Raw genomic sequence first — 1,804 nt, 5'->3', positions numbered from 1 at the left:
GGGCGGGGCCCTCGGGGGGGGGGGGGGCGGGCGGGGCCGCGCGGGCGGGCCGGGGGGCCGCCCCGACCGGGCCCGTGTAGCCGTACGGGGACGGGCCGGGACACCTGTACGGGACGGTCGGCGGGACAACCGTGCGCTGCGGTCCCGGACAGCTCCACCGCACCGGAGGTCTGCCCCGGGGGGCGCGCGGGCGGCCGTACGGCGCATCGGAGCGTTTGACCGCGACACCGCCCGGCGGTGCTTTACATGCCCGGACGCTCCGCGAAAGATCCCTTGACTGCCGTCCGCGCGAAGGGAACTCGATGAGAGCAGTGGCGAAGTACGGGACCTGGGCCGGTCTCGGCTCCCTGATCATCACCACGCTGGCCGTCGCCCCCGCGGGCGGTACGACCGTCGCCGCCGCCGAGTCCCACGGCACGGCCCTGGCGGCCGGGCGGGCTGCTGCCGCCGGTATCACGTTCGGCGCCTGCCCCAAGGCCGAGGCGCTGCCCAAGTCGGTGTCCTGCGGCAAGGTCGAGGTCCCGCTGGACTACGCGGACCCCTCGGGCCGGCAGATCTCCCTGACGGTGAGCCGGGTCAGGGCGAGCGGCAAGCCCGCCGAGCGGCAGGGCGCCTTCGTCTACAACCCCGGTGGCCCCGGGGCCTCCAGTATGTATTTTCCCATGGTGGCGAAGCTCCCGGAGTGGAAGCGGATCGCCCGCGCCTACGACATCGTCGGCTACGCCCCCCGTGGCGTGGGCCGCTCCGCGCCGCTGTCCTGCGTCGACCCCAAGGGATTCCTCAAGGCCCCCACGCTCGCGCCGACGCATCCCTCCGCCGCGTTCAAACGGGAGCGGGTCGCGGAGGCGAAGGCGTACGCGGCGGCCTGCGCGCGCAAGGCCGGACCGGCGCTGCGGCACTACACCTCGCTCAACAACGCGCGGGACCTCGATGTGCTGCGGGCGGCGCTCGGCGAGCGGCGGCTGACGTTCATGGGCGCCTCCTACGGCACCTACTTCGGCGCGCTGTACGCGACGCTCTTCCCTTCGCATGTGCGCCGGATGGTCTTCGACTCGGCGGTGAACCCGGTCCGCGGCAAGATCTGGTACCGCAACAACCTCGAACAGTCACTGGCGTTCGAGAGCCGCTGGGCGGACTTCCGCGCCTGGGTCGCCAAGCACGACAGGACGTACGGTCTCGGCGCGACCCCGGAGGCGGTCGCCGCCAGCTTCGAGAAGGCGCGGGAGCGGCTGGCCGCGAAGCCCGCGGGCGGCAAGGTCGGCCCGGGGCAGTTGCAGTCCGCGTTTCTCGGCGCGGGCTACTACGACGAGTACTGGGTGCCGCGCGCGACCGCGCTCTCGGAGTATCTGCGGGGCAATGAGAAGCCGCTGATCGCGCAGGCAGCGCCGCGCCAGGAGGGCGCGAAGGACGCGGAGAACGCCACCGCCGTCTACTCCGCCATCGAGTGCAACGACGCGCCCTGGCCGACCGACTTCGCGGTCTGGGACCGCGACAACACCGAACTCGCCCGCCGGGCCCCGTTCGAGACCTGGGACAACGTCTGGATGAATCTGCCGTGCGCGTACTGGTCGCCGCCCCGGCAGCAGCCGCTGGAGGTCCGCACCAAGCGGGGCGCGCTGCCCCCGGTGCTGATCCTGGCGGCCGAGCGGGACGCGGCCACGCCGTACGAGGGGGCGAAGGAGCTGGCGCGGCGGCTCAAGGGCGCGGTGCTGATCACCGAGGAGGGCGCCGGGACGCATGGTGTCGGCGGCGGCCCCAACGCCTGTGTCAACACCCATCTGGAGAACTATCTGCTGAAGGGTGA

The 1,804-nt window shown here is 73.1% G+C and carries 1 protein-coding gene; it reads left to right on the top strand.

The features are described from left to right. Positions 1 to 302: 302 nt before the first annotated feature. On the top strand, positions 303 to 1,804 hold a 1,502-nt coding region (locus ACWF94_RS39810; protein ID WP_453500070.1), incomplete at its 3' end, for an alpha/beta hydrolase.

The organism is Streptomyces sp. NPDC055078, from assembly GCF_053607985.1.
The sequence above is the reverse complement of the archived record's forward strand: the minus strand, read 5'-3'. Positions and strand labels throughout refer to the sequence as shown.